The organism is Microvirga ossetica, from assembly GCF_002741015.1.
GTDB lineage: Bacteria > Pseudomonadota > Alphaproteobacteria > Rhizobiales > Beijerinckiaceae > Microvirga > Microvirga ossetica.
In genome coordinates, this window is the sequence record NZ_CP016616.1 from 5,720,899 (window position 1) to 5,744,576 (window position 23,678).

The following is a 23,678-nucleotide window of genomic DNA, read 5'->3' on the forward strand; positions in this document are numbered from 1 at the left end:
AACTCAACGTCACCTGAAAAGGTTAAGGAAGGCGAAATACTTGGCCCGCTTCCGCCGAAGGTCGTAAACGACAGATGCGAGACCTTTTCCGGCGAGCGGTCCGCGCACGCATTTGTCCCGACGCCAAATATTCCCTAAAGTAATCGGTCCGTTCGACGCTGACATTCTGGAGCGTGAATGAGCAGCCCTACCGATCAGGCGACGCAACGGCGTCTCGCAGCGGTGCTTGCCGCCGACGTGGTGGGCTATTCGGGCCTGATGTCGAAGGATGAGGAAGGCACCCTGGTTCGCCTCAGGGATCTGCGACGGCAGGTGATCGAGCCGGGAATTCAGGCCCATCGAGGCCGGCTGGTGAAGACGGTCGGAGACGGCTTCCTCGTCGAGTTCGCGAGCCCGCTGGCGGCCGTCCGCTGCGCGGTCGACCTGCAGGAAGCGGTCGCCGCCGCTTCGGACGAGCCGGTCAAGCCTTTCAAGCTGCGGATCGGGATCAATCTCGGCGACATCATGATCGAGGAGGATGGCGACATCTTCGGCGACGGGGTGAACATCGCGTCCCGCTTGGAGCAGATGTCGCCGCCGGGGGGCATCTGCCTGTCCGGCAAAGTCTACGAAGAAGTGCGCGACAAGCTTCCCTACACGTTCGAGGACCAGGGCGAGCACCAGTTCAAGAACATCGGCCGGCCGATCCGGGTCTATTGCATCCTGTTAAGTGCGGACGCCGCGGTTGCCGCCGGCGGACGGAAGCTTGCCGCACCGGCGATGGACAGACCCTCCATCGCCGTTCTGCCCTTCGTCAATCTCAGCAAGGATCCAGAGCAGGAATACTTCGCCGACGGTATCGTCGAGGACATCATCTCGGCCCTGTCCCGGTTCAGGTCCTTTCTCGTCATCGCCCGAAACACGACTTTCACCTACAAGGGACGATCGGTGAACGTGCCGCAAATCGGTCGCGAACTCGGTGTGCGATATGTGCTCGAAGGGAGCGTTAGGAGATCCGGTGATAGGATCCGCATTACCGCGCAGCTGATCGATGCAGCAACGGGGATGCATATGTGGGCCGAGCATTACGACGGTGTCGTCGCAGACGTCTTCGACCTGCAGGATCAGATAACGGCCAGCGTGGTGGGATCGATCGAGCCGTCGATCCGCGCCGCCGAAATCGAGCGGGCAAGGCGCAAGCGTCCCGACAACCTCGATGCCTACGACCTCGTTATGCGTGCGCTGCCCTATGTCTGGTCGCTCGAATACGGTGACAACTGCGAAGCGACGAAGCTGCTCGAGGAGGCTCTGCGTCTCGATCCCGATTATCCATCGGCCCTGTCGCTCGCCGCGTGGTGCCGCGGGCAGCGCGTCGTCTACAACTGGTCGACGAATATCCAGGAAGATAAGCGCGAGACGTTGCGCCTTGCGCAGGCTGCCGCGGCCCTGGCCCACGATGATCCCTTCATCCTGACGGTGCTTGGCGCGGCTCTCACGATCACGCGCGAATTCCAGCGTGCCGCGTCGATGCTCGATCGGGCATTGTCTCTCGATCCCAACTCGGCCTGGGCTTGGAACCGGAGCGGTTGGTTGCGCGACTATCTGGACGATCCCGAAACCGCTATCGATCAGTTCGAACGTTCACTGCGCCTGAGCCCGTTCGATCCGATGGCTTTCAACTGCGAAGTTGGCATCGGTGGTGCTCACTTCATTGCGAGGCGCTACGAGGCGGCGGCGCAATGGATGGAAAAGGCCTTGAGGTCCAAGCCGAGCGCGATCTGGGTCCACCGGACGTTGGCGCCGGCCTATGCTTTGGCGGGAGAACTCGACAAAGCCCGGGACAGCGTCGGTGAACTGCTCAAGGATTATCCCGAAATCAGGATCTCGGACATCCTGCAGGCCTTGGCCTTCAGCAAGGAAGTCCTGGATCGCTTCGCGGAAGGCCTGCGCCAGGCAGGCCTTCCAGAATGAAGATTAAAAAGGACCGGAAGATTTAAAGAGCCCCCGGTCCCTTCACCTTATTGCTGGTTCTGTCCTTGAAGCAGCGGGGTGATCCGGCGCATGGCCACCCGGCGGTTCTGCCGCTCGGGAGATTGCGAATTCACCTTGAGGTACTGCTCGCCGTAGCCCTGGGTCGTCAGGTTCTCGGCGGGGATCTGGAAGCGTTCGGTGAGGATGGTCGCAACCGTCTCCGCTCGCCTGTCGGAGAGAGTCAGATTGTCCTCGTCCGCGCCGACCGCATCGGTGTGGCCTTCGATCAGGAAGATCTCGTTCGGGTTTCGAGACAGGGCCGATCGGATCGCCTGGGCGATACCCGTCAGAGCGCCGGCCTGATCTCCCGCCAGTTCCCAGGAGCCGAACTCGAAGGTGACGGTATCCACGTCAACCCGGCGCATGCGTTCGCGCAGCGGCTGAGAGCGACGAACCTCGTCGAGCGTGTAGGACCGCTCGATGCGCTCGACGGGAGGAGCGGTGAACGCCTCGACCAGATCTTCCTGTGAGGCATCCTCCACATCGACAATGTACTCCTCGCGCGGAATCCGGACGACCGGCGGCGGCAGCCGCACGATCTCCTCTTCGGCATACCCGTACCCTGTCGGACGGCGGTCGCCGCGCCTGTTCTCGATGAGCACGACCTCGCGGCCGGCAGCCTCGCGCCGTGAGCGGCGGACCAGGTTGCCGTACTCGTCCCGCAAAGTCACGATCTCCGATCCGTCCGGACGGCGCACGATGGTCACTTCCTCTCCGGCGCCGCGCCGCTCGACGCGGACATCGGCGTCGCGATACGTGCGGCGGAACCGTTCGGTCTCATCGTTGCGGATGATGACCTGATTGCCCTCGCGGATGATGGTGCGGTTGCCGGGCTCCTCAATGATGACCCGGTTGCCCTCCCGCCGCTCGCGGCGCTGGCTGCGCAGATCCTCGATCCGGACGCGTGAAGCATCCAACGGTTGCGTCGCGTTGGGAGCCGCCTGCTGAGGGGCAGTCCGTCCGGGCGCCTGCTGGAACGGAGCCGAGGGTGCGGGAGGCACCGGCTGGGCGCGGGTTGCAGGGGGCGCTGCGGGAGTGGGCGCCGACGGAGGAACGGGCTGCGCAGTCGCCGGAGGCGGAGCCGGTGGGGTGGCGGGCTGCACCTGCGTCGGCCGCTGGCCGCGCGTCCTGTCGGGATTCTCCGTACTGTCGGAGCGGCCGGGCCGTTCACGTTCGACCGGCCTGGTGGTGTCCTGCGCCGGCCTCTGCTGCTGAGCGGGCGCCAGAGGCGTTGCCGGTTGAGCGGCAGCCGGCGGAGGCGCGGCCGGACGGGTCTCCGTGGCAGGGGCCTGGGCAGGGGCCTGGGCAGGGGCCTGGGCAGGGGCCTGGGGCCGCGGGCGTTCTGCCGGCGGCCGCTCGCGTTCCTGAGCGGCAGGACGCTGCGGACTTGCGGGTGTTGCCGCCGGGGGCTGAGCCCGCTCGGCGGGAGCCTGCTGTGCCGGACGAGACGGTATGGCCGGGGCGGCACCGGCGGGCGCAGGCTGCGCTGGGCGCTCGGCCGGCGGGCCGGGCTCGCGGCGGGGGCGTTGAGTGTCGTCGTCCGGACCCTGCGCGCCCGGGCCTGCGCCACGCGGCGGACGGGGACCGCGTTCCTCAGAGGCGCCGGGGCCGCCCTGATCCTGTCCGCCCTGTCGGCGTTCGCCGCCTGGACGGCCGCCGCGCTCTCCATCCTGCCCCTGGCGTCTCCGCACGCCGGGCGGCAGCTCCTCGTCGGTTGCCGGTCCGGCCTGGGCCAGGACGAGAGGCGTTGCGGGCTCCGATGGGAGGGCCGAGACATGCACCGGCAGCAGCATCAGGGGGAGGGCGGTACTCGCAAGAAACAGGCTGGAAAGCTTCATGATCCTCGGTTCATCAATTGGCAGATTAAAGGTGATCGACAATGAGAAGGCAGGAGTTTGGTTCCGTCGAAAGCGGAATTCCGCTTTTGAAACAGAATTTTAGAAGTTCGCGGATATCGTTGAAAAACATGGATGAATGCGGCCTGAATGCTTACATCAGGAGTCCAGGAAACACTTTCGCCCAAGGCCATCGGGACCGATGCAATGGACTGACGAAGGCGTCGTTCTCGGCGCCCGCAAACACGGGGAATCGAGCATCATTCTCGAGCTGATGACGCGCGGCCACGGGCGCCATCTGGGCTTGGTCCATGGCGGCCGCTCGAAGAGCCTGCAGGCGGTTCTCCAGCCCGGCAACACCGTGCAGGCAACCTGGCGGGCGCGGCTCGACGAGCATCTGGGCACCTATCAGGTCGAAGGCCTGAATCTGCGGGCCGCCCAATTGATGGGCTCGTCCATGGCCCTCTACGGCCTGGCGACGCTCGCCCATCTCCTGCGCTATTTCCCCGAGCGCGACCCGCATTTCGCTCTCTACGAGACCCTGACGGTTCTCGTGGACCACCTGGACGATCCCGATCTCGCGCCGGCCCTGTTCGTGCGCTTCGAGCTTGCCATGCTCACCGAGCTCGGCTTCGGCCTGGACCTGTCGAGCTGCGCCGCCACCGGCAGCGAGCGAGATCTGACCTATGTCTCTCCGAAGAGCGGCCGGGCCGTTTCGGCTGCGGCCGGGGAGCCCTACAAGGACCGCCTGCTCAGGCTTCCGGGCTTCCTGATCGGCCAGAGCTGGTACAACCGGCCGCGTGAAGAGGAGATCAGGGAGGGATTTGCGCTCACGGACTTCTTCCTGCATCACAACGTCTTCGAGCCCCAGGGTCAGCGGGCGCCGGAGGAGCGGGCGCGTTTCGTCGCACTGGCCACGGCTGGGGACGAATGAGGTTTGTTTCTGTTATGTTCTCATTTCAGATGATAAGAAGCGATTCGCTGTTGAGGATTTCGAGTCATGGGTAAGCCGGTCAATCCGCCGTCAGGGGGCGAGATCGAGAACATCAATCTCAAGGATGCCCTAGAGGAGCGCTATCTCGCCTATGCGCTCTCCACCATCATGCACCGGGCGCTGCCGGACGCACGCGACGGCCTGAAGCCGGTCCACCGGCGCATCCTGCACGCCATGCGCCTGCTGCGCCTCGATCCCCGGTCTGCGCCCAAGAAATGCGCCCGCATCGTCGGCGACGTGATGGGCCAGTTCCACCCGCACGGCGACCAGTCGATCTACGATGCCCTCGTGCGCATGGCGCAGGATTTCGCCCAGCGCTATCCCCTGGCGGACGGGCAGGGCAATTTCGGCAATATCGACGGCGATAACGCCGCGGCCATGCGCTACACCGAGGCGAAGCTGACGGAGGTGGCGCGGCTGCTGCTCGAAGGAATCGACGAGGATTCCGTCGATTTCCGCGAGACCTACGACCAGACCAACGAGGAGCCGGTGGTGCTGCCGGCCGCCTTCCCGAACCTGCTCGCCAACGGCTCGCAGGGCATCGCGGTCGGCATGGCGACCTCGATCCCGCCGCACAACGCCGCCGAACTCTGCGACGCGGCCCTCCACCTGATCTCCAAGCCCGGCGCCACCTCCGAGCAGCTGATGCAGTTCGTGCCGGGGCCCGATCTGCCGACCGGCGGCATCATCGTCGACACGCCATCCGCCATGGCCGAGACCTATCGCACCGGCCGCGGCTCGTTTCGCGTGCGCGCCCGCTGGGCCAAGGAGGATCTCGGCCGCGGCAACTGGCACATCGTCGTCACCGAGATCCCCTATGCGGTGCCGAAGTCGCGCCTGATCGAGAAGATCGCGGAGCTGCTGCAGGAGAAGAAGCTGCCGCTGCTCGCCGACGTGCGCGATGAATCCGCCGAGGACATCCGAGTCGTTCTGGAGCCGCGTGCGAAGACGGTCGATCCGATCATCCTGATGGAATCGCTCTACAAGCTCACCGAGCTCGAGAGCCGCATCCCGATGAACGTGAACGTGCTCGCCGGCGGCAAGGTGCCGAAGGTGTTGAGCCTTGCTGAGTGCCTGCGCGAATGGCTCGACCATCGCCGCGAGGTGCTGGTCCGCCGCTCGGGCTTCCGGCTCGCCGCCATCGAGCGGCGACTGGAGATCTTGGGCGGCCTGCTCATCGTCTATCTCGACCTCGACCGGGTGATCAAGATCATCCGCGAGGAGGACGAGCCGAAGCAGGAGCTGATGCGCTTCTTCAAGCTCACCGAAATCCAGGCCAACGCGATTCTGGACACCCGCCTGCGTAGCTTACGCAAGCTCGAGGAGATGGAGCTCAAGCGCGAGCAGAAGGACCTGCAGACCGAGAAGGCCAAGATCGAGGAGCTTTTGGGCTCCGAGAAGGTGCAGTGGAAGACGATTTCCGCCGAGATCAAGGAGGTCCGCAAGACCTTCGGACCGGACACGGCCCTGGGACGACGCCGCACGTCCTTCGCCGAAGCGCCGGACACCTCCGACATCGACTTCGCGGAGGCCATGATCGAGCGCGAGCCGATCACGGTCATCGTGTCCGAGAAGGGCTGGATCCGCGCCATGAAGGGCCATCAGGCCGATCTCTCGGGCGTGCAGTTCAAGGGCGACGATGCGCTGAAGACGGCCTTCTTCGCCGAGACCACGTCGAAGATCGTCGTGGCGGCGGATAACGGGCGCTTCTTCACCCTCGACGCCTCCAAGCTCCCCGGCGGCCGCGGCTTCGGCGATCCGATCCGCCTGATGGTCGATCTGGAGGAGGGCGCCGACTTCATCGCGGCCTTCCCGTATCGCGCCGGCTCGAAGCTGCTCGTGGTCGGCTCCGACGGCCGCGGCTTCGTGGTGCCGACCGACGAGGTCACGGCCAATACCCGCAAGGGCAAGCAGATCCTCAACCTCGATGCGCCGGCAAAGATGGTGGTCTGCACGGAGGCGGAAGGCGATCACGTCGCGATCATCGGCGAGAACCGCAAGCTCCTGATCTTCCCGGCAAAGCAGATGCCGGAGATGACCCGCGGCAAGGGCGTGCGCCTCCAGCGCTACAAGGACGGCGGCGTCTCCGACGCCAAGGTCTTCAAGCTGAAAGAGGGCCTGACCTGGAAGGACACCTCGGGCCGCACCTGGACGGTTGCCAAGGAAGACCTGCGCGACTGGATGGGCGACCGCACCGAAGCCGGCCGCCTGCCGCCGAAAGGCTTCCCGAAGTCGAACAAGTTCGGGGAGTGAGATCGATCAGCAGTCATCCCGGACGGCGTTGAGCCGATCCGGGATCGCTTTCAGGATGCGATGCCAAAACCGCAACGCTGTAGTGCGGACTGGTTTTCGCGATCCCGGATCTTCGCTGCGCTTCGTCCGGGATGACGGGTGAACATTACTCCGCCCGCACCCAGCCGTGCGCCAGGAGCCGCTCCTGCGGCTTGAAGCGGGCCTTGTAGGCCATCTTCTTCGAGCCATCGACCCAGTAGCCGAGATAGAGATAGGGCAGGCCCATCGCCTTGGCACGCCGGATGTGATCGAGGATCATGAAGGTGCCGAGGCTGCGGTCGTGCTGCTCCGGCTCGTAGAACGAATAGACCATGGACAGGCCGTCGCTCATCTCGTCGGTGAGGCTCACCGCAATCAGGTCGCCCGATCCCTTGCCGGTGATGCCGCTGTCGATGCCGCGCCGGCGGTACTCGATGACCTTCGTATCCACGTGGCTGTCCTCGACCATCATGGAATAATCGAGCACCGACATGTCGGCCATGCCGCCATCGGCATGGCGCAGGTCCACGTAGCGGCGAAACAGCGAGTACTGCTCGGAGCTCGGCCGGTTCGGCAGCGCCTGGCCGATCAGGTCGGCATTGTCCTTGAGAACCCGCTTCAGGTTGCCCGACGGTTCGAACTCGTCGACGAGGACGCGCACCGATACGCAGGCCCGGCAGGTATCGCAGGCGGGTCTATAGGCGATGGTCTGAGACCGGCGGAAGCCGCCTTGCGTGAGGATCTCGTTCAGCTCCCGACCGCGCCGTCCCACGATATGCGTGAAGACCTTGCGCTCCTCCTTGCCCGGCAGATAGGGGCACGCGGATGGGGAGGTGAGGTAGAATTGCGGGGCGTCGCGTGGTTGGCTCGTCAAGCGGGAAAGCCCTGTGGAGAAACCTAGAGCGCTTCGTCAACGCCCAAGGATAACATTGGTGTCGGCGGCGTCCAGGAAAAGAAGGGGGAATGTCACAGGGGTTTGTTTGCGGGCGGGTCGCGTGGCCGGCTTCTTCCCTCCCCTTTCGGGGAGGGGTAGGGGGTGGGGGTGGTGCGACCGGGCGAGCGATTAATCCAGTTAGATATTGTAGCGACCGCTGATCGTCTAAAGGAAGCGCAGCGTTCCGACTTTACGACCCCCACCCTTTCATCCCTCCCCGCAAGGGGGAGGGAAGCAGCGCCATGTTCGTACGGCCTAAGCCCTGACCACCATCATTCCGGTGAGCAGGTCGCGGATGAAGCGCCGGTCGTCGCGCACGAAGCCCACCAGCACGTCGCAGGCCCAGAGCAGGAAGGTCGAGATCGCGACGTAGAAGAACAGCGCATGCACCGCTGCCGCGAGCGGAGAGGGTCCCCGGCCGGTCCGCGGGTCGATGACGCGCAGGCCCATATAGCGCATGCCGACCGTCGCCTGCGCCGAGCCCCCGATCGTCACCGCGTTGTAGACGATGAAGATCAGCGCGGTGAGCGGCAGGGCGAAGAACAGGCCCCAGCCGAGACCGAGCGTGATGATACCGAGGAAGAAGATGGCGATCGAGATCAGAACGACCCAGAGCGCGATGACCACGAGGTCGATCAGATAGGCCCAGAAGCGCCGGGATATGACACCTTCCGTCAGCCGGGAATCCGCCTCGAAGGACGGGTAGTTCAGGGTCGGCGGGTAGGGTCGGTTGACCATCGGTCTCTCCTCAGAAGGCGGTCTCGGGCAGGCTGCGGGATTCGATCCGCTGCGGTGCGAGCCCCTCAGCAGCCAGGGACTCGAACACCTCCAATGTATGTTGTCTGTCCCGTGTTTCGATAGTGATGTCGATGGAAACGCCTTTTGCCGGCACGTCGAGGAACAGCCGGCCGTGGGAAACCTCGAGGATGTTGGCGCCGAGACTGCCGAGCAGGCTCGCGACGCGCCCGAGCAGGCCCGGACGGTCGTTGGAGGTGATGCGGAAGGAGGTGATGCGGTCGTCGCGCTCCAATTCGCGCACCATCACGGAGGCGAGGATGCGCGCGTCGATGTTGCCGCCGCAGAGCACGAGGCCGACGCGCTTGCCCTGGAAGTGCTCGGGATTCGCCAGCATGGCCGCGAGCCCCGCGGCGCCTGCGCCTTCCGCCATGGTCCGCTGCAGGGTGGCATAGGCATTCACCGCGCGCTCGATCATCGCCTCCTCGACCGGGAAGATCACGGGGACGAGATCGCGCACGATGGGCAGCGGCAATTGCCCGACGGTCTTGACCGCGATGCCTTCCGCGAGCGTCGCCCCGCCGATCGGCCGATTCTCGCCGCGGATCGCGTTGCGGAAGGACGGATAGAGGGCGGCTTCGACGCCGACGATCTCGATGTCGGGCTTGATCGCCTTGGCGGCCACCGTGATGCCGGAGATCAGCCCGCCACCGCCGATGGGCACGACGATCTGGTCGAGGTCGGGGGCATCGCTGAGCATTTCGAGGGCGATGGTGCCCTGGCCGGCCATCACCTTCGGGTCGTCGTAGGGGTGGACGAAGACGAGCCCTTCCGCGTCGGCGATCTCGCGGGCACGGGCCGCCGACTCGTAGAGCGTCTCGCCGTCCAGGATCACCTTTGCGCCGTAGGAGCGCGTGTTCTCCGCCTTCACCAGGGGCGTGCCCTCGGGCATGACGATGGTCGCGGGGATGCCGAGGCGGCGCGCATGATAGGCGACGGCCTGGGCATGGTTGCCGGCCGACATGGCGATGACGCCGCGGGCACGCTCGGCCGGCTCAAGGCTTTCCAGCTTCGTGGCGGCTCCGCGCTCCTTGAACGAGCCGGTCGGCTGCATGTTCTCGTGCTTCACGAAAACCGTCGCGCCGGTGAGCTGCGACAGGCGAGGGGCGGGTACGAGGGGCGTCCGCAGGACCTTGCCCTCGATCGTCTTCGCTGCGCGCTGCACGTCCTCGATGGTGATGGCGTATTCGGCCACGTTGTCCTCCGGACTTCTCATTATAGGCCCTTAAACGGGTCTTGGTGTCGGATCCTTGAAGCCGAGCAGGCCGCCGGGCCGGAAGATCAGGAACACGACCAGGGCCACATAAAGCGCCATGTCGCGCATCTCGATCGGCAGATAGGCAGACCACAGGGTTTCGAACAATCCCACGGCGAAGCCTCCTAGCATCGCACCGGGGATCGAGCCAATCCCGCCGATGATGGCGGCGATCAGGGCCTTGAGCCCGTACTGGAACCCGCCGGCGAAGCCCAGGCCGCCATATTGCGCGACGATCAGCATGCCGGAAAGGCCCGCCATCGCCCCGGCAACACCTAAGGTCTGCAGGAGGAGACGGGGTCCGTTCACGCCCATCAGCGCCGCGGCGCGGGCGTCGTCCGCAGAGGCCCGCCAGGCGCGTCCGAAGCCGGTCGCCTGGACGAGCCAGAGAAGGCTCGATGCCGCAAGAACGCCGATGCCGGCGGTGATAACCGTGATCGGCGTAAGATTCACGATGAACTCGCCGGCACGGGCGAGGGGCCAGGCCTCCGACCAGATCGGCGGCAGCCAGACCGTGACCGGGCTCTGCACGAGCCTCAAGTATTCCATCAGGAAGAGGGACATGCCGACGGTCGCGATCAGGCTCGGCTGCGGGCTTTCCGCCGTGATGCGGCCGATGGTGAAATACCCGCCGACCGCGTTGTGGATCGCGCCTGCGAAGAGCGCCGCCGCGAGACCGGCTGCAAGCCCGAGCACCGGCGAGCTGACGCCGTAACCAAGCAGGATCGAGGTGCCGGCGACCGTCGCCGCCGAGCCGATGGCGGCCAGTTCCCCGAAGGCGAGGTTGATCCGCCCGCTCAGGCCGAAGACGAGGGCGAATGAAACCGCAAGCAAGGCATAGATCGCCGTCCTCGGCAGGCTGACCAGAATCTGCTGCAGCCAGTAGGCGACGCTCAACGGGATATCGGCCACATCGGCGTCGGCGCGGCTGCCGGGATCGCCCGCGGCGCCCTCCGGGGTGTCGAGATAATAGCGCTTCAGGAGATAGAGGCTGGCGCCGGACATGGGGCCTTCCTCGGTGCCGAGTCCGACGAGGTCCGCCTTGTTGGCCGCGAGCCCCTCGGCGGCGAACTGGCAGATGGCATAGCGTTCAAGAGCGGGGCGATCCGGATGCTGGGCCACGTAATCGACGCGCAGGCTGCGCGGCGCCGGGCCTTCCCGCACGCGTTCCACGGTGATGACCGCTCCGGGATTGAGCGCCGGCAGGGTGGACCGGCAGACCCGCACCTGATCGGCATCGATGGAGATGCCGCAGGCGGAGAGGAGGCAAAGAGCTAGCAGGAGGGATGCGAGCCGCGCCGCTCCCAGTGACCGGCCCATGATGGGCATGCGCGGCCTTTGCCTTCCCCTTGCGGCGAGGCAAAGGGGTGGGGATGGTCTGACCGGGTGAGAGATCGCGGCGATGCGCGATCCTCCCTCTCCCGGCTGGGAGAGGGCTGGGGTGAGGGAAGGCCGGTGCCGGATGAAGCGGTGAGGGAGACGTGTCGCGGCGGAAGCGGTGGCGCTGGGCTTGTCGAATGCCACACCCTCACCCCTGCCCCTCTCCCCCTCGGGAGAGGGGACGCGCCGTCTTTGCCTCGTGCAATCTGGATGAACCGCAGCGCTCTGACTTTGCGATCCCCACCCTTCATCTCTTCCCGCAAAGGTAAGGAAAATACGCGGGACACGCTCTATGAGCCGGCCCTGAAGAGTCCTCGAGCCGGTCACGAAGGGCAGCCCGCGATCGCTGTGGAATCAGCCCTGCTTCTTCAGCCTTTCGGCGACCTGCGGGGCGAAATAGGTGAGGATGCCATCCGCGCCAGCACGTTTGAAGGCCAGAAGGCTTTCCATCATCGCACGCTCCCCGTCGATCCAGCCATTCCCGGCCGCGGCCTGGATCATGGCATACTCGCCGGAGACTTGGTAGGCGAAGGTCGGCACGGCGAAGGTGTCCTTCACCCGGCGCACGACATCGAGATAGGGCATGCCCGGCTTGACCATGATCATGTCCGCGCCCTCGTCGAGATCCAGCGCCACCTCGCGCAGGGCTTCGTCCGAGTTGGCCGGGTCCATCTGATAGGTGCGCTTGTCGCCGACGAGGCATGCGCTGGTGCCGATGGCGTCCCGGAACGGGCCGTAGAAGGCGGAGGCGTATTTCGCCGCATAGGCCATGATCTGCACGTCGAGGAAGCCGGCCTCGTCGAGGCCTTCGCGGATGGCGGCGACGCGCCCGTCCATCATGTCGGAGGGAGCGATGATGTCGGCGCCGGCCTCGGCCTGGAGCACGGCCTGGCGGACCAGGAGCGCGACCGTCTCGTCGTTGAGGATGCGCTCGCCCTCCATCACCCCGTCATGGCCGTGGCTGGTATAGGGGTCGAGGGCGACGTCGCAGACGATGCCGATATTCGGCACGGCCTTCTTGATCTCGCGGGCGGTGCGGCAGACGAGATTGCGGCTGTTGAGGGATTCGGACCCGGTCGGGTCGCGCAAGGACGGATCGGTATAGGGAAAAAGGGCAATGGCCGGGATGTCGAGCGCTGCGGCCCGTTCGGCCTCGCGCACGGCCTCGCCGATTGTCAGCCGTTCCACTCCGGGCATGGAGGCGACGGCCTGGCGTCCGCTCGCCCCCTCGATCACGAAGATCGGCCAGATCAGGTCGTTTGCCGTCAGCACGTTCTCGCGCACCAGCCGCCGCGACCATTCGGCCTTGCGGTTGCGCCGCGGGCGGTGGGACAGGTTCAGGGAGCGGGCAGGGGCTTCCCCCGAAGCGGGGCGGGGGAACGGCGACAGTTTCGACATCATCCTCATCCGGCGCCGGCTTCGATGCGCCGGCGGATATCCAGAGGGTTAGCACATTTAAAACGCTCTAAAAAAGGGTTCGAGGTCGCAGTTCGGCCCGATCCGTGGAAGATTGACGTCAAATCAGCCATGCGCTGACGGCAGGCTCAGGGTGTCATCGTCTGCGAGCCGAAGGCGAGGGAAGAGGATCCATAGCGCTGACTTGCAACTGGATTCCCTTCCCCTCCGCCGCGCTCCGGCCGGGAATGACACTGTGTCCATTGACGGCCGGCCTGCGCCTTGTTCTAAGCCGCGTCGAGATGAAGGAGCGTTTCATGGACGAGAGCGTTGAAGTTCTCTGCGAGAAGCAGGGCGAGGCGGGCCTCATCACGCTCAACCGTCCGAAGGCGCTCAACGCTCTGACCCTGACCATGGTCCGCGAGATGCGCCGCGCTCTCGATTCCTGGGCGCAGGATCCTGCGGTCACGCGGATCGTCGTGCAGGGCGCGGGCGAGAAGGCCTTCTGCGCCGGCGGCGACATCCGGCAGCTCACGGACGACCTCAAGGCCGGCAGGCGCGAGCCGGCGCTCGCCTTCTGGCGCGAGGAATACCAGCTCAACATCGCGATCAAGCGCTACCCCAAGCCGTATATCTCCCTCATCGACGGCATCGTCATGGGCGGCGGGGTCGGTGTGTCCCTGCACGGCGCCTACCGGGTCGCCGGCGAGCGCTACCTCTTCGCCATGCCCGAGGTCGGGATCGGCTTCTTTCCCGATGTCGGCGCGACCTATGCGCTGCCGCGCCTGCCGGGAGAGACGGGCATGTATCTCGCGCTCACGGGCGATCGGGTGAAGCGCGCCGATGCCGTCATGCTCGGCCTGGCGACCCATTCGGTCGCGAGCGAGAGCATCCCCGCCCTGCGCGACGCTTTGATGGCCGGCGAGCCGGTCGACGCGGCTCTGGCCCGGTTCGCGGCCGATCCCGGCCCCGCTCTCCTCGAGGCTGAACGGGAAGCGATCGACGCCTGCTTCTCGGCCGACGGCGTCGCCGCCATCCTGGCGCGCCTCGACGAGGCTGCCGCCGGGGGCTCTGAATTCGCGGCGAAGACGGCGGCCGGCATGCGTGCAAAGTCGCCGACGAGCATGAGCCTCGCCTTCGAGCAGGTGCGTCGCGGCGTGGCCATGGACTTCGAGGAGGCCATGAGGACCGAGTTCCGCATCGTCTCCCGGATCGGCGAAGGCCACGATTTCTACGAGGGCGTCCGCGCCGTCCTCATCGACAAGGACAACCGGCCGCAATGGCGGCCGGCCTCGATCGAGGCTATCGACCCGGCCGTGATCGAACACCATTTCGCGAGCCTCGGGCCGCAGGACCTGGAGGCCATCTGATGGCACGCAGCGGCAACCAGAGCGCCACCGGCCATTCGGCCCGGGACTATATGTCCGACCGCATCGAGGAGCGCCCCGTCGCGACCGGGATCATGCGCTGGGGGTTCGTTCTCACCTGGTTCATGCGGATCCTGGCGATTCTCTGGATCATGAAGGGCCTCAGCTCCTGGGCGGTGATCCTCGGCATCTGGACGCCCATCGGCCAGTTCGAGGCCCGGTCGACCGGCTATCAGGCCACCGTGATCTATTTCTCCCTGATCGACCTGATCGCCGCGGTGGGCCTGTGGATGGCGAGCACTTGGGGCGGGATCATGTGGCTTTTGGCCATCATGAGCCACCTGATTCTCGCCGCCTTCTTCCCGGGAATCGTCTCGGGCGGCTTGGTGACCGTGGCCTTTTTCCTGACGCTGATCGCCGTTTACCTGGGAGTCGCATGGCTTGCCGCGCGAGAGGGGCAGTAGGAACGGCCGAGGCCAAGCTCCTCACGCAGAAGTGTATCCTCAAGGCTACACTCCAAAGTTACATAGGCGTCAGAGGCGGTTGCGAGGCACAAGGGATGCCGGCCAAGTCGGTTTGCCATAAAACGGCCCCGATGTTCCTTGTTTTCGATACCGTTCTTTAATCCTAAACCGGCACTTATCGCTGGGAGTGGGGGCAATGCGGGCTCAAGGTCCGAGGCTCCCTTGTCGATCACCTCTAACCGGGAAGAGCTTGCGCTCATGTTGTCTCGCCGTACCCTCCTGACCGGATCGCTCGCCCTGATCTTCACGCCCGCCACCGGCGCCCTGGCCCAGCAATTCGCCCAGAGCCAGGCCGAGTGGTCGCAGAATTACGAGGCCGTGTCCCGCACCCGCGTGCAGCGCACCTCGACGCCGATGCTCTCGCCTGACGCTCTCGCTGCCACCGAGCAGATGATCGAGTATTACCGGAACATCGCCGCTCGCGGCGGCTGGCAGCCTGTCCAGGGTGTCCAGGGCCTGCGGGTCGGCTCGAAGAGCCCGGCCGTCATCGCCCTGCGCCAGCGCCTCATCATCACGGGCGATCTCGACCAGACCGCCGGCGAATCGCCGATCTACGATTCCTACGTCGAGGCCGCCGTGCGCCGCTTCCAGGCCCGCCACGGCATCAGCTCCACGGGTACCGTGACGGCCCCCACGGTCCAGGCCATGAACGTGCCGGCCGAGATGCGCATCCGCCAGCTCGAGATCAACGTGAGCCGCCTGCGCACCCTCATCGGCGGACTCGGCAACAAGTACGTGGTCGCCAACATCCCCGCCGCTCTCGTCGAGACGGTGGAGGGCGGCGTCGTCCACACCCGCCACGCCGCCGGCGTCGGCAAGATCGACCGTCAGTCGCCGCTCTTGAGCTCCAAGGTGGTCGAGGTCAATTTCAACCCGTTCTGGACCGTGCCCGCTTCGATCATCAAGAAGGATCTGATCCCGAAGATGCAGAAGGAGCCGAACTACCTGACGGACAACAAGATCCGCATCTTCAACGGCAACACGGAGCTTTCGCCCACGCAGGTGAACTGGTTCTCGGACGAGGCGACCCGTTACCGCTTCCGCCAGGATCCGGGCGGCGAGCTGAACTCCATGGGGTTTGTCCGCATCAACATCCCGAACCAGCACGGCGTCTACATGCACGACACGCCGTCCAAGGGCATCTTCGGTGACGATTTCCGCTTCGTGTCTTCGGGCTGCATCCGGGTGCAGAACGTGCGCGACTACATCGAATTCCTGCTGAAGGACACGCCCGGCTGGAGCCGCGAGCAGATCGACGCCGCCTTCAAGTCTGGCGAGCGCATCGATGCGCGCCTGACGCAGCCGGTTCCGATCCACTGGGTCTACGTCACCGCCTGGGCGACCCCGGACGGCCTCGTGCAGTTCCGCGACGACATCTACAACAAGGACGGCCTCGGCAACGCCATCCCGGTCGCAAGCCGCACCCCGACCGAGCCGGACGCCGAGATGTTCCTGCAGAACTGAGACCTGCAAGAGGCCAGCTTCAACACCACGTCATCACCGGCCTCGTGCCGGTGATTTCGTTTTGGACTGACGCATCCCAAGCCCTCCTCCCCCTTGTGGGGAGGAGTTGGAGGCGGGGGTGTCGGCGCCTGACTTTGATAGGCTATCGCTCACACCCCCACCCTTGATCCCTCCCCACAAGGGGGAGGGAAAATGCCTCCGTCCTTTCGGACAGCCCGCCCCTCCGGCAGGCTGTTGCATTTCCAAAGCCTAGTAGGCATGTCTCCAGAACAGGTTGGCTCCCTTCAGCCTGCCATGATAAAGGCCTGGGCAAATGCAGACCGAGCGGCCGGCTCGTGCCGGGCTCACAGGAAGGCGAGGGTACCCATGAGCGCGAGTGAAGCGGCACGCAATCATCTCTCCAACAGCTTTTTCTCGGCAAGCCTCGCCGACAGCGATCCCGAGATCGCCCGCGCCATCGGGCTCGAGCTCGGCCGCCAGCGCGACGAGATCGAGCTGATCGCCTCCGAGAACATCGTCTCCCGCGCCGTGCTGGAAGCGCAGGGCTCGGTGATGACCAACAAATATGCGGAGGGCTATCCGGGCCGCCGCTATTACGGCGGCTGCCAGTTCGTCGACATCGCCGAGGAACTCGCCATCGAGCGGGCCAAGCGCCTTTTCGACTGCAAGTTCGCCAACGTGCAGGCCAATTCCGGCTCCCAGGCCAACCAGGCCGTGTTCATGGCGCTGATGAAGCCCGGCGACACCTTCATGGGCCTCGATCTGGCCTGCGGCGGCCACCTCACCCACGGCTCGCCCGTGAACATGTCCGGCAAGTGGTTCAACGTGGTGAGCTACAAGGTGCGCGAGAGCGACCAGATCATCGACATGGACGAGGTCGCCAGTCTCGCCGGCGAGCACAAGCCGAAGGTGATCGTCGCCGGCGGCTCGGCCTATTCCCGCTTCTGGGACTTCGCCCGTTTCCGCGAGATCGCTGACGAGGTCGGCGCCTTCTTCATGGTCGACATCGCCCATTTCGCGGGCCTCGTCGCCGGCGGCGCCCATCCTTCGCCGTTCCCGCACGCCCATGTGGTCACCACCACGACCCACAAGACCCTGCGCGGCCCGCGCGGCGGCATGATCCTCACCAACGAGGAGGACATCGCCAAGAAGGTCAATTCCGCGATCTTCCCCGGCCTCCAGGGCGGCCCGCTCATGCATGTGATCGCCGCCAAGGCCGTGGCCTTCGGCGAGGCGCTGCGTCCCGAGTTCAAGATCTATGCCCGCGCCGTGGCCGACAATGCCAAGGTGCTGGCCGACACCATGCTCGAAGGCGGCTATGCCATCGTCGCCGGCGGCACGGACAACCACCTCATGCTGGTCGACCTGCGCCCGAAGAAGCTCACCGGCAAGGCCGCCGAGGCCGCGCTCGGCCGCGCCCACATCACCTGCAACAAGAACGGCGTGCCCTTCGACCCCGAGAAGCCGATGGTCACCTCCGGCATCCGCCTCGGCACCCCGGCCGCCACCTCGCGCGGCTTCGGCATCGCCGAGTTCAAGAAGGTGGGCGAGCTGATCGTCGAGACCCTGGACGGCCTTGCCAAGAATGGCGACGAGGGCAATGCGGCGGTCGAGGAATCGGTCAAGGGCCGAGTCCACGAGCTGACCCGCCGCTTCCCGATCTACGCCTGAGGTTTAGGCTTAACCCATGCGCTGCCCCTATTGCGGGAGCCTGGACACCCAGGTGAAGGATTCCCGCCCCACGGACGATTCCTCGTCCATCCGCCGCCGCCGCATCTGCCCGGATTGCGGCGGCCGCTTCACGACCTTCGAGCGCGTGCAGCTGCGCGAGCTGACGGTCATGAAGCGCTCCGGACGGCGCGTGCCCTTCGACCGGGACAAGCTCCAGCAATCGGTCGAGGTCGCACTGCGCAAGCGTCCGGTGGATCCGGAGCGCGTCGAGCGGATGATCAACGGCATCGTGCGCCAGCTCGAGAGCATGAGCGACGGCGAGGTGCCGAGCGAGACGGTGGGCGAACTGGTCATGGAAGGGCTGAAGGGCCTCGACGACGTGGCCTATGTTCGCTTCGCCTCCGTCTACAAGAATTTTCGCGAGGCCAAGGACTTCGAGGAGATTCTTGGCAAGCTGGCTGAAGGCGAAAGCGAGGACGAACTTCCGCCTCCGCCGAAGAAGAAGCGCGCCCCGAGCGAACCATGAGGTCCACGGGGGCGATAGGGCAGAAATCCGAGCGGACACTTCAGGATGAGCGCTTCATGCGCCTGGCCATCGCCCTGGGCGAGCGCCATCTCGGCCTCACCTGGCCGAACCCATCCGTCGGCGCCGTGGTGGTGGACGAAAGCGGCGGGGCGCCGGTCATCATCGCTCAAGGAGCGACGCAGCCGGGCGGCAGGCCGCATGCGGAGCGGATGGCGCTTGAGGCGGCCGGAGAGCGCGCCAGGGGCGCAACCCTCTATGTGACGCTCGAACCCTGCGCCACCCGCAGCAGCAGCGATCACGGCCCGTCCTGCACCGATCTCATTCTCGCTGCCGGAATCGGACGGCTGGTGGTCGGCGCGCCCGATCCGAGCCCCTTCGCCGCCGGGCAGGGGCGGGACCGTTTCGAAAGTGCGGGGATCGCCGTGACCTCTGGCTGCCTTGCCGAGGAAGCCCGCAGGCTCCATCGCGGCCACATCACCCGGGTTACGAAGGGGCGGCCTGCCGTGACGGTCAAACTCGCGCGCAGCACCGAGGGCTTCGCCGGTTCCCGCCATGGCCCGCGCCTGATGCTCACGGGCGAAATCGCCAACGGGAAAGTTCACCTGATGCGCGCCCATGCGGACGCGATCATGGTCGGCGTCGGAACCGTTGTCGCCGACGATCCGCTGCTCACCGTGCGCCTGCCGGAGCTCGAAGCCCGCTCGCCGGTCCGCATCGTCGTCGATTCTCACCTGCGTACGCCTGTTGGCGCGAGGGTCGTGACAGGCGCCCGTGCGATTCCGACCTGGATCGTGACCAGCGTCGAGGCTCCGGTCGAGCCGGAGCGGGCTCTCGTCGCGCAGGGCGTCGAGGTCATGCGGGTCTCGGCGGACGAGCGCGGCCATGTCCGCCTGGAGGAGGCGCTCCAGCTTCTCGGCACGCGCGGGATCACGACCGTTTTCTGCGAGGGCGGCCCCGGTCTGGCGGATGCGCTCGCGAGCGCCGATCTCATCGATGAGCTGGTCCTGATCACCGGACGGTCCGCGCGGGGGCAGGGCGACGTGCCCGCCCTCGGGCCGTCGTTGCATGACCGCATGGATATTCTCGATCTGCGGGCCGAGGAGCAGATCGGCCCCGATCTTTTCATGTTTTGGGAGAGACCCTGATGTTTACGGGTATCGTCACCGATGTCGGTGAGATTGCAGCGGAGGAGGGATCCCAGGGAGCCCTCAAGCGGCTGCGCATTCATGCCTCCTACGATCCCGCCGGAATCGCGCTCGGCGCCTCCATCGCCTGCGGCGGCCCCTGCCTCACCGTGGTCGCCGTGGGTCCGCGAGAGGGCGGCTGCTGGTTCGACGTGGACGCCGCCGCCGAAACGCTTGAGCGGACCACCGTCGGCGACTGGCGGGCGGGCACGAGGGTCAATCTCGAGCGCTCGCTCAAGATCGGCGACGAGCTCGGCGGGCATATCGTGACCGGGCACGTGGATGGCCTTGCCACCATCGTCGCCAAGGAGGCGATCACGGCGGGCGACGATCCCTGGGGGCCGACTGCCCGCTTCGTCCTCAAGGCGCCCCCGGCCCTGGCACAGTTCATCGCCGAGAAGGGCTCCGTCTGCCTCGACGGCACGTCGCTCACCGTGAACTCGGTCAACGACGACATGTTCTCCGTGCTGATCATCCCGCACACGCTCACCGTCACCACCTGGGGCGAGAGGCAGGTGGGCGACAAGCTCAATCTCGAGGTCGATCTCATGGCCCGCTACGCGGCGCGGCTTGCGGATGCGCGCCGGGGGGAGTAGGGACGTTCAACTTTCCTTGACATAGCCCTCATCCTGAGAGGCTGGCCCGCTATGTGGCTTTTCCATAAGTCCTCATCCTGAGGGGATTGCGTCGGCAATCCGTCTCGAAGGATCAGGGCGTCTCCAGTGTTCGCTGGATCCTCCTCCGAGACGCCCGCTCCGCGGGCTCCTCAGGATGAGGGAAGAGCTTGACGAGTCAGCATCGCAAGGGGAGCGGTGAGGCATATTCTCGAATTCTGAACGGATTTCTAATGGTCGCGCCTTCCGATAAGCCGAAAAGCCCCCGTCCGCCGGTTCCCGGCGCCCGCATCCTGGTCGTCGAGGCCCGCTTCTACGACGACATCGCCGACGAGCTTCTGCGCGGCGTGCAGCAGGCGGTGGAGGCGGCGCAGGCCAGCATGGACGTGCTGACCCTCGACGGCGCGCTCGAGATCCCGGGCACCATCGCCATCGCTCTCGATGCGGCGGAGAAGGCCGGCAAGCCCTACGACGCCGTCGTCGCGCTCGGCTGCGTGATCCGCGGCGAGACGGGACATTACGACATCGTCGCCGGCGAGAGCGCCCGCGCCCTGATGGATCTGTCGGTCGAGCGCCGCATTCCGCTGGCCAACGGCATCCTCACCGTCGAGAACGAGCAGCAGGCGTGGACCCGCGCGAGCGTGAATGAATTGAATAAGGGTGGCGGAGCGGTGGATGCGGCTCTGGCCGTGCTGCGCATCAAACAGAAACTGGAGGCCTGATCATGACGAAGCCAGCAGAGCGCTCGGCCGCTCGTCTCGCTGCCGTCCAGGCTCTCTATCAGATGGACATATCCGGCACGACCGTCCTCGACGCGCTCGCCGAGTTCGAGGCCTTCTGGATCGGACGCGAGGTCGAGGGCATCGAGTTCAAGCCTTCGGACAACACCTTCTTCCGCGACATCCTCTCGGGCGTGGTCAAGAACCAGCGCGAGATCGACGTGAAGATCGACAACGCGCTCGCCACCGACTGGCCGCTGAAGCGGATCGAGGCGGTGCTGCGCGCGATCCTGCGCGCCGGCGGCTACGAGCTGATGTTCCGCAAGGACGTGCCTGCCCGCGTCGTCATCACCGAATATGTCGACGTGACCCACGGCTTCTACGGCGACGACGAGCCGGGCCTCGTCAACGCGGTCCTCGACAAGGTCACCCGCGAGGTTCGCCCCGGCGAGCTCGAGAAGAAGGCCGCAGGGCAGGGGAAGCGGTAACGCCGATGCGGGCAGGGACCGTCAGCCGATGAGTTCGAAGGAGCGCCCGGGCGAAGAGAGCCTCATCGCCCGCTTCTTCGCCCCCATCGCCGGCGCGGGGGGCTTGGGCCTCAAGGACGATGCGGCCTGCCTGACGCCGACGCCCGGGCACGATCTCGTCGTGACCGTCGATGCCCTGGTCGAGCGCATCCACTTCCTGCCCGAGGATTCTCCCGCCTCCATCGCGCGCAAGGCGCTCGGCGTGAACGTCTCCGACCTTGCCGCCAAGGGCGCCGATCCCGCCGGTTTCCTCTTGAGCCTCGCCTTGCCCGACGACTGGACCGAAAGCTGGCTCGCCGCTTTCGCGGCCGGTTTGGGAGCGGCGTCCCGGGATTTCTCCTGCCCGCTCCTCGGCGGCGATACCGTGAAAACGAAGGGACCCCTGACCCTGTCGGTCACCGCCGTCGGCGAGGTGCCGACCGGCCGCATGGTCCTTCGCACCACGGCCCAGGCGAGCGACCTGATCTGCGTCACAGGCACCATCGGCGACGCGGCACTGGGCCTGAAGCTGCGCAGCCGTCCAGCTTGGGCGCAGAGGCTCTCACCTGACGACGAAGCGCACCTCGCCGACCGCTACCTCCACCCCTATCCTCGCCACAAGCTCGCCGAGGCGCTGCGAGACCATGCCAGCGCGGCCATGGACGTGTCCGATGGTCTGGCCGGCGACCTCGCCAAGATGATGCGCGCCAGCGGCGTCACGGCCGTGGTCGAGGCCGCCCAGGTGCCGCTCTCCGCCGCGGCGGCCGGAGCCGTTCAGGCCTCGCCTGACCTCCTCGACCTGGCGCTGACCGGCGGGGACGATTATGAAATTCTCTGCACGGTTCCGGAAAACAAACTCGACAGCTTCCGCAAACAGGCTGATAGCGTGGGGATCCCCCTGTCCGTCATTGGCCGAGTCGTCGCAGGACACGACTTGCCGGTCTTTCGGATGAACGGTCTCGAAAGACGCTTCGATGTCGGCTCCTACCAGCATTTCTGATACTTCCTTCCAGGCTCCTCCCAGCAACGACGCCCTCGCCAAACGCAATGCCGTGGTACTCGCCGCCGCCATGGCGCTGGGCGGCTCGAGTCCGTCCATCGTCGTGTCTCTCGGCGGGCTGGTGGGGCAGGCTCTCGCGACCGACAAGGAACTGGCGACGCTCCCGGTCAGCCTCCTGAATCTCGGCCTCGCCCTCGGCACCATCCCGGCGGCCATGTTCATGCGCAAGGCGGGGCGCCGCATCGGCTATATGGTCGGAGCCGGAATCGGCCTTGCCGGCGGCTGCCTCGCAGCGTTCGGCATCGCCTCGGCGAGCTTCATGCTCTTCTGCCTCGGCACCCTGATCATCGGCAGCTACGGCTCCTTCAACCAGAGCTACCGCTTCGCAGCGACGGACGCCGCCTCCGAGTCCTTCAAGCCGAAGGCGATTTCCTGGGTCATGACCGGCGGCCTCGTGGCCGGCATCGTCGGTCCTCAGACGGTGATCTGGACCCGGGATGCGGTTCAGGGGGCGCCCTTCGCCGGCGCCTTCCTCGGGCAGGCGACCCTCGCCTTCCTGTCGATGATCGTCGTCTCGTTCCTTCGGCCGACCCCCGTGAGCGTTGCGACGCCCAAGGCTGGCGGCCGGCCTCTGAGCAAGATCGTCCGGCAACCCCGGTTCATCGTGGCCGTCGTCACGGGCCTGGTCTCCTACAGCCTCATGACCTTCATGATGACGGCGGCGCCCCTGGCGATGATCGGCTGCGGCCATCCGGTAGGCGCGGCCGCGCTGGGAATCCAATGGCATATCCTGGCCATGTTCGGACCGAGCTTCTTCACCGGCCGCCTGATCACCCGGTTCGGAAAAGGGCGAGTAACCGCGACCGGGCTCGTGCTGATCGCCCTCTCCGCGATCATCGGCCTGTCGGGAATCACCATCGCCCATTTCTGGATCACCCTGGTGCTTCTCGGGATCGGCTGGAATTTCGGCTTCATCGGCGCGACCGCCATGGTGACCGACTGCTACCGCCCGGAAGAGCGCGCCAAGGTCCAGGCGGCCAACGACTTCCTGATCTTCGGTTCGGTTGCCCTGGCCTCGTTTTCCTCCGGGAAGCTCCTGAGTGTGGGCGGCTGGGTGAGCGTGAACTGGATGGTCTTCCCGCCCGTCATGGTTGCGCTAGTTCTGCTAGCGTGGCAGCAGAGGACCAAGGGGATCGTACCCGCTTAAAGTATTAAGGCCTTCCTGTGAGTTGGG

Annotated in this window: 20 protein-coding genes; 14 read left to right on the forward strand and 6 right to left on the reverse strand. The window is 66.0% G+C overall.

Annotated features, from left to right (window positions below):
* Positions 1-177 precede the first annotated feature (177 nt).
* Positions 178-1,950 carry an adenylate/guanylate cyclase domain-containing protein gene (locus BB934_RS27175; protein ID WP_099512458.1) on the forward strand — a complete coding sequence of 591 codons (1,773 nt, stop codon included), beginning with the start codon at positions 178-180 and terminating at the stop codon, positions 1,948-1,950.
* A gap of 47 nt (positions 1,951-1,997) precedes the next feature.
* On the opposite strand, the gene BB934_RS49325 is transcribed toward BB934_RS27175, so the two are convergent.
* Positions 1,998-3,848 carry an OmpA family protein gene (locus BB934_RS49325; protein ID WP_237050116.1) on the reverse strand — a complete coding sequence of 617 codons (1,851 nt, stop codon included), beginning with the start codon at positions 3,846-3,848 and terminating at the stop codon, positions 1,998-2,000.
* A 199-nt stretch (positions 3,849-4,047) separates the two neighbouring features.
* On the opposite strand from BB934_RS49325, the gene recO reads away from it, so the two are divergent.
* Together recO and parC are read left to right on the forward strand one after the other, a co-directional pair.
* Positions 4,048-4,779, forward strand: coding sequence for a DNA repair protein RecO (recO, locus tag BB934_RS27190; RefSeq protein WP_099512461.1), 732 nt, complete (start codon positions 4,048-4,050; stop codon positions 4,777-4,779).
* A gap of 66 nt (positions 4,780-4,845) precedes the next feature.
* Positions 4,846-7,092, forward strand: a complete 2,247-nt coding sequence (gene parC / locus BB934_RS27195) for a DNA topoisomerase IV subunit A (RefSeq protein ID WP_099512462.1) — start codon at positions 4,846-4,848, stop codon at positions 7,090-7,092.
* Positions 7,093-7,237: 145 nt separating this feature from the next.
* Here the strand turns inward: parC and BB934_RS27200 are convergent, their stop codons facing one another.
* The 5 genes from BB934_RS27200 to hemB all read right to left on the reverse strand — a co-directional run bounded on the left by BB934_RS27200 (position 7,238) and on the right by hemB (position 12,872).
* Positions 7,238-7,984: an arginyltransferase gene (locus BB934_RS27200; RefSeq protein ID WP_099512463.1), complete on the reverse strand. Its 747-nt coding sequence runs from the start codon at positions 7,982-7,984 to the stop codon at positions 7,238-7,240.
* A gap of 315 nt (positions 7,985-8,299) precedes the next feature.
* Entirely contained in the window at positions 8,300-8,782 is a 483-nt protein-coding gene (locus BB934_RS27205) for an RDD family protein (RefSeq protein ID WP_099512464.1), read from the reverse strand.
* A 10-nt stretch (positions 8,783-8,792) separates the two neighbouring features.
* Positions 8,793-10,055, reverse strand: coding sequence for a threonine ammonia-lyase (locus BB934_RS27210; protein ID WP_173909498.1), 1,263 nt, complete (start codon positions 10,053-10,055; stop codon positions 8,793-8,795).
* 9 nt (positions 10,056-10,064) lie between these two features.
* The gene (locus BB934_RS27215; protein WP_157934340.1) at positions 10,065-11,414 is read right to left on the reverse strand and encodes a branched-chain amino acid ABC transporter permease; all 1,350 of its coding nucleotides are present in this window, start codon (positions 11,412-11,414) and stop codon (positions 10,065-10,067) included.
* 414 nt (positions 11,415-11,828) lie between these two features.
* On the reverse strand, positions 11,829-12,872 hold the full coding sequence (hemB, locus tag BB934_RS27220) for a porphobilinogen synthase (protein ID WP_099513250.1): 1,044 nt from the start codon (positions 12,870-12,872) through the stop codon (positions 11,829-11,831).
* Between the two features lie 314 nt (positions 12,873-13,186).
* On the opposite strand from hemB, the gene BB934_RS27225 reads away from it, so the two are divergent.
* The 11 genes from BB934_RS27225 (at position 13,187) to BB934_RS27275 (ending at position 23,651) form a co-directional block, all read left to right on the forward strand.
* Positions 13,187-14,239 carry an enoyl-CoA hydratase/isomerase family protein gene (locus BB934_RS27225; protein WP_099513251.1) on the forward strand — a complete coding sequence of 351 codons (1,053 nt, stop codon included), beginning with the start codon at positions 13,187-13,189 and terminating at the stop codon, positions 14,237-14,239.
* Positions 14,239-14,700 carry a DUF6163 family protein gene (locus BB934_RS27230; RefSeq protein ID WP_099512466.1) on the forward strand — a complete coding sequence of 154 codons (462 nt, stop codon included), beginning with the start codon at positions 14,239-14,241 and terminating at the stop codon, positions 14,698-14,700. Before BB934_RS27225 ends, BB934_RS27230 begins: the two co-directional genes overlap by 1 nt.
* 258 nt (positions 14,701-14,958) lie before the next feature.
* Complete coding sequence (locus BB934_RS27235) at positions 14,959-16,224, forward strand: L,D-transpeptidase family protein (RefSeq protein ID WP_099512467.1); 1,266 nt, start codon at positions 14,959-14,961, stop codon at positions 16,222-16,224.
* 366 nt (positions 16,225-16,590) lie between these two features.
* A complete protein-coding gene (gene glyA, locus BB934_RS27240; protein ID WP_099512468.1) occupies positions 16,591-17,895 on the forward strand; it encodes a serine hydroxymethyltransferase in 1,305 nt (434 codons plus the stop codon).
* Between the two features lie 16 nt (positions 17,896-17,911).
* Positions 17,912-18,421, forward strand: a complete 510-nt coding sequence (gene nrdR / locus BB934_RS27245; RefSeq protein ID WP_099512469.1) for a transcriptional regulator NrdR — start codon at positions 17,912-17,914, stop codon at positions 18,419-18,421.
* Positions 18,418-19,566 carry a bifunctional diaminohydroxyphosphoribosylaminopyrimidine deaminase/5-amino-6-(5-phosphoribosylamino)uracil reductase RibD gene (gene ribD, locus BB934_RS27250; protein ID WP_099512470.1) on the forward strand — a complete coding sequence of 383 codons (1,149 nt, stop codon included), beginning with the start codon at positions 18,418-18,420 and terminating at the stop codon, positions 19,564-19,566. Before nrdR ends, ribD begins: the two co-directional genes overlap by 4 nt.
* Entirely contained in the window at positions 19,566-20,201 is a 636-nt protein-coding gene (locus BB934_RS27255) for a riboflavin synthase (protein WP_099512471.1), read from the forward strand. Before ribD ends, BB934_RS27255 begins: the two co-directional genes overlap by 1 nt.
* A gap of 251 nt (positions 20,202-20,452) precedes the next feature.
* Positions 20,453-20,941, forward strand: a complete 489-nt coding sequence (gene ribH / locus BB934_RS27260; RefSeq protein WP_099512472.1) for a 6,7-dimethyl-8-ribityllumazine synthase — start codon at positions 20,453-20,455, stop codon at positions 20,939-20,941.
* A 2-nt stretch (positions 20,942-20,943) separates the two neighbouring features.
* Positions 20,944-21,426, forward strand: coding sequence for a transcription antitermination factor NusB (gene nusB, locus BB934_RS27265; RefSeq protein ID WP_099512473.1), 483 nt, complete (start codon positions 20,944-20,946; stop codon positions 21,424-21,426).
* A gap of 28 nt (positions 21,427-21,454) precedes the next feature.
* Positions 21,455-22,444: a thiamine-phosphate kinase gene (gene thiL, locus BB934_RS27270; RefSeq protein ID WP_099512474.1), complete on the forward strand. Its 990-nt coding sequence runs from the start codon at positions 21,455-21,457 to the stop codon at positions 22,442-22,444.
* On the forward strand, positions 22,419-23,651 hold the full coding sequence (locus BB934_RS27275; RefSeq protein ID WP_099512475.1) for an MFS transporter: 1,233 nt from the start codon (positions 22,419-22,421) through the stop codon (positions 23,649-23,651). The genes thiL and BB934_RS27275 overlap by 26 nt, the downstream gene beginning before the upstream one ends.
* The last annotated feature ends 27 nt before the right edge of the window (positions 23,652-23,678 follow it).